Genomic DNA, 7,236 nt, shown 5'->3' on the forward strand with positions numbered 1-7,236 from the left:
CCGAAAAAATCCCCCTTACCCTCCGCCGCGGCGGAGGGATTTTGGTTGCGATCGATTTGGAAATCCAGGCTTAACTTTTCCAAAGTGCTAAATTTTTGAAAAGTTTGGAGTTACAGGTGATTTTCCTTTTTGCGTAAAAAATCCCCTCCGACTCTGGTCGGGACATTTCAAAATAAGTAACCATTAACCAATTGATTTACAGGCTTACCTTTACTGTACCATTGGTAGGCGTCAAATCTGCATCTAAAAATAAAAGATCCGTATAAATTAGCGAAAGCTTTGGTATAACAGCATCAGATAAATAGGGTTTGACCATTTGTTTTGACATCTCCCCCATTTGTTTCCGCATATGATCATCTTCGATGAGAAGTTTTAGCGCATCAAATAGCGCCCTTTTGTCGCCGGGAGGAATTAAGAACCCATTTACCTTATCGTGAACAATCTCTCCGATTCCACCGACAGGGGTAGACAAAACAGGCAATCCATACTCCATGGCTTCCAGTATGGAAACAGGTAAGCCTTCGTTGTAGGATGGCAAAACAAATACATCGGCCTTTGAATACAATTCCTGTTTTTTTTCTCCCTTCACCCAACCCTCATAGGTCACCAAATCACTCAAACCATGTGAGGTGATATATTTCTTTAACCGCCTTTCATCCCCATTACCTCCTATAATGAGTTGAAATTTGTTTTTAAAGAAGGTTTTATTTACGTTGATCACCTCCAGCAAATCAAATATCCCCTTTCTTTCTCCTATAATTCCCAAAAAAACGGCAATGACCAATTTTTCATTTTTGGTGGTGGACTTGTGCGCGGCAGGTTCAATTATATTTTCTAAAATGAGAATTTTTTTGACATTAAAATTCTCTTCAAAATATCTTTTCCAATCCGAAGAAAGACAGAGCAACAAATCCACGTTGCCCATTAAAAATTCAATGGATTTTTTGGTTACAAAAAAACTGTTTTTATAAAAATCCGGAAAGTCAGACGCATGGATATGATAGATTACTTTTTTTGAGAACAAGTATTTAACGATTAAAAAAACCAAAAATTTCCTGTAAAAACTACCGCTATGGCAACCATGTATGTGTACGATTCTGATGTTTTGATCCCGCCAAAGTTTATTAAAAATCCTGGTCAATCCGATAAAAAACGCGCCTATATTCTGCCATTTATTCAAATTGGTTTGATAGGTAGCAATAAAATTAAACGGAAAAAAATACCGGGAATAGGTGTTAAGCACGGTAGAAATGCCTCCTTTAGGTGTTCTGTAATCCTCGCCTATGGTGAGAATGCATTTGGCAATATTTTCCTGGATCATTTTATCTATTATTATTAAGGGTTCACTGTTAATAGCCAGCCCCTGACCTTTTTATTTTCAGGCAGGCAGGTTTAGGTAGCCTCCTGCAGGATGGGAACCCATTCTGTGAGGCTTCCAATATTTCCGATTTTATATTCAATCGGTCTTTGGGATTTACTGCATACAAAAAGGAAAGGGTACTTTATTGGTTTCACCAAAGTTCAAAGCTTCGCCAGGTCAGTCCCTAATGAGAAAGAATATATACCCTAAAAAATAAAAAATTGGTTTTAGCCCTTGATCAATCAACTCGAAAATAATTAATATGCATAAAACATTATCTAAAATTCATTTTTATGCATTTATTTCATTAAATATAGCCATTTTTTTACATTTAAAAATTTCTTGGAAAAAAAATTTCGGCGATTTTTTCCACTGGTAAGGAATGATCAGTAAAACAGGCCAAAAATGGCTCCTAAAATCCTCAAAACAAGGCCTGTTGCCTTGTCATGTGGAAAGCAGCAACCTCCTGCCTATCCGATATGCAAAATGGAAAGGCGATTGGGGATCTCGAAGATCCCCAAAAAAAATAGCATATTTTCAAACTAGATCTTCTTATTAAAAAAAGAAAAAAATATATATTTACCATGAATAATTTAATATAAAGAAAATACAGGCATTCAAACATTGTATTTTAATTTAATAATTAAAGTAATTGAATTAGACTCTTACTAAAATATTTTAATAAACTGAATCTAAACCTATTAGAAAATTTCATTCATTGGAAAAAGCTAGTAATTTGGCCCTTAAGGGGTGTTTTGGAAACTAATATCCTTTCAAGGATTATTAGACATAAATTAATGATTAGGCACCTAATTCAATTAATTTTAAATGAAAAAAACAATTTAAATTTGATCCGTAAAGCAGATTTAAATACTCTAAATTTATTTTTTTACCTTTCTATTTGCAAATTTAAAAATTAACCTGTGAAAACTAAGAGATTAAATTTATTTCGTTGTTAAAATTTATGTTACCTGATTTACCAAATAATATCGAAAAGAATCCTCCCGACTCTTTGGGCGGAATATTAGCTACCTGAAAACTAACTGAAAAAGTCCCTCTTAATTTAACCCGAAATATGCAAAAGAACTTCTATTACTGATGAAATCACTTCAATGTCAGTAATTTCGTTTCAATTTTCGACTTCGCCAGAGAATTACTATGATTCAGTCTCTATATTGACTGATTTTTTGTAATTACACCACTCACTTCGAAACCTATTGCCTAATAACGCTTTTATGTACCTAAAAAAAAGCAAAAAAGGTAGCCCCAGGGGACTACCTTTATCAGCGTTGGCAGATGGATTGCGATGCCACAATTGTAGGAGGGATTTTTCACCTGAAAAGAAATCCCTGTGATTCATCCTGAGAAAAACAGTGTGAATCAAACCAGATCCCAATTCAGGCCTCCCCCATATCGGTAGGACACCTTACCATTTTCGTTCAGGGCAAACAGGTGAATCCATCCATTGTCACAAAGATCTTTGACGGAGGGATGTTTTTCCAGAATGGCATTCATGGCATCTATAGGTGCTTCAATAATCACATTCAACCGTACCGGTTCATGCTGGTATTTCTCCCCATCATGCAGCGATTGCATGGGCAAGCCTACCCTTAAGTCACCTGAGTATCCTTCAAGTACGCCAAGCCCCGAGGTAACGTTGTGCAGTGTTTTGTTACCCGAACCAAAATTTTTATTGTCCACCGTCGATCCGTAATACTGCAGGTTGATCCAGCTCGTAACTACCATTGGTGCGGTCATGATCAGTTCAAGGATCGAAAATTCCTGGTCCTTTCTCCAGTCGTAGGAATGCAAGAAGGATTGCCCCCCAAAATTCAGGTTTTTGGTTCGTTCACGGGGAGCTACCACAAAGGTGTTGCAACCCGCCAAACCCCACTCGGGACGAACCTGTGACCAATCCTTACTCCGGGCGATAATCTCTTTGTCCTGGTTTGCCCCGATGGCCATTCGCAAGGCTCTTTCTGCACGGGCGGCGTTTCCGGCTTTTGCCAGAGAACTTTTCAATTCCTTAAATTCTTCCGCATAAGCAAGAGCTACATCCTGTCCGTTGAATAGGCTGATTTCATCTGTGGTCGTGTCGTGAAGACAGGCTAAAAACACCGTATCCTCAGGGATAAAGATGTGTTCTTCCTTTAAATACTTCCGAACGGCCATATTATTTAGCACCGCTGCTGCTACTTTGGCATTGGGCTCCCCGGATCTTCCGCCACAAGCACCGCAATCAAGCCCGGTGGCATGAGGGTTATTTACGGTGGTAGCCCCGTGCCCCACAATCAACACAAATCGGGCGAAATTTTCAGTGATCGACATGGCATTCAGGGCATTTTTTGCCATTTTAACCTGTTCTTCCAAAGGAATCCCTACCGTTTCGCCCTGGTGCGTGTTTTCTCCCAGGCTGATACCCTTTTGTGTTAACATTTTTCCCTTCAACCCGATCTGATCAGGGTGTGGAACTGGCCGGGTCAACCCAAAGGAATCGGTAAACAATTTTGGCAAGTAAGATAATCCCACCGGACTCACAAAACTAAAGCAGCTTACCGCCCCTGATTTGAAAGATTTCCAAACCTGGGAGACCTGATGATGGAAGATGCGGTTTTTGTAGGCCCTCTGCTGCCGGCCTTTGTCAGCAATCTCTTCCAGAATAGTGGGCCCGGTAGGAATTAATACCGGGCACTGTGCTTCTCCTTTTTCGTGCGCAAGGGGTATAAAGCGAATGGGAAAAGCAAAAAATCCGGCAAAACCAAGGGTCTCTATGTTGGGATTGACCTGTTCCAGGTTTCGACGAAAAACTTCTGACCGTACATCTATGCAAAATATCGCCTGAGCAAGCGGTCTTACTGGTTTCCTGGCCTGGCTCGTTTTGGCCACCTGAAATTTAGCGATAAGTTCCCGCTGAACGGATATCTCAAATGCTTCCTGTAAGACAAGCTTTTCTGACAAGTCCTTGTTAATTTCGGTGTTTTCACTTGATTCAGAAAGGCGCTTTTTTGCATTCAGCCACATCAGGTCAAGCTCCGGACAATTCAGGCATTGATACAAACTGGCTTCAGCGCAAATGAGCACTGCAAGAAAGGCTGTTAAAGCGCCTCCTTTCTTACCATATAATTCATTGTCCCAATCCAGTCGCGCCGCATAAGCCGACCAGCCTCCTACCCGGAGCAGCAGGCGGTGCAGGTAATTGGGTAGATCTTCCTCTGATAAAGCCAAAATATCCATGGCTTGCGCAGCCGCTTGCAAGGGTTCTTCGGGAAAGGAGCTTACATGCTTTCGGAAGTTTTTCAGGCCGGTTATCCCGAAGGTAAGATCAACGGCTGCTTCGGCCTTCCAGGCTTCGAAAACGCCGGATTGCTGATTGGCTGTTTTCCAAAGGGCCTGGCCGTTATCAAAATAAGAAGCAGCCCAGGTGGAAATTCTGGCCGTAAAAAACCGGTTCCAATCCTGATTCGAAAACCGGGTGGCCACATCGGTAAGCGTGGCAATGGCAGGACCTCCTGGTTTTACATCGGCTCCTTTTTCCAATTGACTGATAAAGGTAGCTACATCAACTTTAAAAAAAGACTTTTTATCAATAGCAGCCCGCAGATCCTTATGTGTAATTTTGCCTTCATGGATTTTTTTGAGGTAAAAAGAAACCGGCAAGGTCATTTGAATACCTCCCACAGTGGCCAATTGCTCCGCCACAGAATCAAAATGCCTGTCGGTAAGCCCCAGGTAGGGGTTAACAGTTACAAAACTCTCCAGCGGCCAAACTGGCGCAATTTTTTTGCAAGCCTTCCGCATGTGCTTTAAAAGGGCGGTCTTTTTATCTTTCTTGGATGGTATTAAAACTTGTTCTTCCATTTTCTTTAAATCAGTTTTTTTGGTCGCTTTTATAGGTCTCGGCAAATTGCCAATGGTTTGGGTTCTTCTTTCGGATTCCGGACGATTCTATCATCGTAAGGGGGAGGTTTGCCTTTCCCCGGGGGACAAAAGTTGTGTAGCACGGATTAGCCTTTCAAACCAGGCATTGGCATAAAAGCCATTCCTAACATGAACGGCGAGTGACTGGTATTGTGGTTTATTGGAAAATTGCGGGGCTAAAATCTGCACCAAAACAACCAGGGAAAACCCAAGTAAAATAAACCCTGACACCAGTATATTAACCAAACCCGGCATACGAATATCCGGCACCTGAATACCAAGCAAAAAATCCGTTCCTGCTTCCAGTGTAAAGAATGCCAGGGTGACCGTTATGGCCAATATGCCCGCTCGGATCATTAATCTTGCATCCCATTTTCTGGCAAAAGCCGCCGTAAATAGGCGTGACAGCCCCATAACGATGACGGCACCTATGAACAACAAGGGCAGTTCATTTTGGGGATCAATCCCCCAAAGCCAGGCAAATCCAACGTACAGGAGTAAGGCAAGGAAAATGCCCAAAGCCACCTTTAGGGGGCTAACTATCCGGGTTACATCCATCACCTTTGCGGCCCTTACCAGATCGATCGCACTTCCGGAAGACAGGAAAGCATGGGCTTTGTAAAAAGAGTGTGAGACCAGGTGTAGCATGGCCGCCGGATATACTCCCAGCCCACAAACCATAAGACTAAAACCCATGTGCCCGACACTGGAGTAGCCCAATGCCGTTTTTATGGAAGTTTGGGTGAGATAGGCCACGGAAGCAAAAAGGGCGGTAAGCCCTCCAAGTACCAACAAAAGGATAGGTGCTACTGTAGCGGCATCCATCACATAGGCCATTCGAATAATTAGAAATGGCCCAGCATTTAACAGTCCCGCATGCAATAAGGCCGATACAGGAGTAGGCGTTTCCATCACCTCTATCAACCAGCCATGGGTAGGAAATTGAGCTGATTTTAAAATCGCAGCAAGGGCCAAAAACAATGCGGAAAGCTCAAGGGCCATGGAACCGTTACCGGAAGAAAATTCATTTTTGATGGCCGTAAACATGATTTCCAGGTTACCTGTGCCAAATGTGTTGTAAAGTAAAGCTATGGCCAGCAACACAGCCGCATCTCCAAGTCTGGCCAGGATGAATTTCTTTTTAGCGGCAATTTGGGCTCCCGGTCTCTCGGGATAAAAGACCAAAAGTCGGTGCAGGGATATACTGGTCAAAACCCAGGAAATAAAGAGCAGGCCAATGTTTCCTGAAAGCACAAGCAATTGCACCGAAGCTATGGTAGCAGCCAGCTTGCCCATAAAGGCGCCCTGCTTAGGGTCACCATCGAGGTAGTTACAACTGAATTTGACAATAACAAAGCCCAGCAAGGCAATCATCCCCAACATGATCAGGCTAAGCGAATCCAGTCGTATGCTTAATCCAATACCTTCCATTCCCAACAAAGAAGACTCTATAAGCCCCCTCCTGCCCACTAAAAAACTGCCAAAGACTACAATTAACAGACTCATCAGGGTTGCGACCTTGCTAAGTGTGATGATATTTTTTGGTCTGCATCCAGGCTGAAACCAGGAGGCTACGGCTGTAGCAACAAATACCAGCGGAGAGAGCAGGACGATTAGTGAAAGTAAATTTTCTGACATGTGTATCTATTTTTTTTCCGCTGCAAAGTTTTGAAAAAAAATCCATAAGTTTTTATTTAGATTTCGTATGAAACCCATAAAAAATATTTATGTTAAATAACGATTTTGCCTTAAATGAACTGCACTAATGAACAAGAATCCTTTGGAAAAAATTGTCTCTCCAGGTATGCCAGGGCCTACGGATGATGTGTCAGTTACTGAAAAAATCCCCCTGCCCCCTTATTAAGGGGGATTTGACTATTTACCAATGACGGATTTAAAACTGTTATCTTAAAATTTTACCCCTAAATAAATTTTATAGAAAAGAAGACCTATATATT

At 41.9% G+C, this 7,236-nt stretch carries 3 protein-coding genes; all 3 read right to left on the reverse strand.

From position 1 onward, the window contains the following. Positions 1–196 precede the first annotated feature (196 nt). The 3 genes from HUJ21_RS00065 to HUJ21_RS00075 all read right to left on the reverse strand — a co-directional run bounded on the left by HUJ21_RS00065 (position 197) and on the right by HUJ21_RS00075 (position 6,916). Entirely contained in the window at positions 197–1,321 is a 1,125-nt protein-coding gene (locus HUJ21_RS00065) for a glycosyltransferase family 4 protein (RefSeq protein WP_291366234.1), read from the reverse strand. Between the two features lie 1,419 nt (positions 1,322–2,740). Continuing rightward, a complete protein-coding gene (locus tag HUJ21_RS00070) occupies positions 2,741–5,218 on the reverse strand; it encodes a DUF2309 domain-containing protein (protein ID WP_291366235.1) in 2,478 nt (825 codons plus the stop codon). 90 nt (positions 5,219–5,308) lie between these two features. Beyond that, on the reverse strand, positions 5,309–6,916 hold the full coding sequence (locus HUJ21_RS00075) for a proton-conducting transporter membrane subunit (RefSeq protein ID WP_291366236.1): 1,608 nt from the start codon (positions 6,914–6,916) through the stop codon (positions 5,309–5,311). Positions 6,917–7,236 lie beyond the last annotated feature (320 nt).

It is taken from the genome of Cyclobacterium sp. (assembly GCF_014762705.1).
Classification (GTDB): domain Bacteria; phylum Bacteroidota; class Bacteroidia; order Cytophagales; family Cyclobacteriaceae; genus Cyclobacterium.

Excerpts from the sequence above, each read along its gene's own strand:
- HUJ21_RS00065 (WP_291366234.1), bottom strand. The coding sequence starts at position 1,321 with ATGATCCAGGAAAATATTGCCAAATGCATTCTCACCATAGGCGAGGAT.
- HUJ21_RS00070 (WP_291366235.1), bottom strand. The coding sequence starts at position 5,218 with ATGGAAGAACAAGTTTTAATACCATCCAAGAAAGATAAAAAGACCGCC.
- HUJ21_RS00075 (WP_291366236.1), bottom strand. The coding sequence starts at position 6,916 with ATGTCAGAAAATTTACTTTCACTAATCGTCCTGCTCTCTCCGCTGGTA.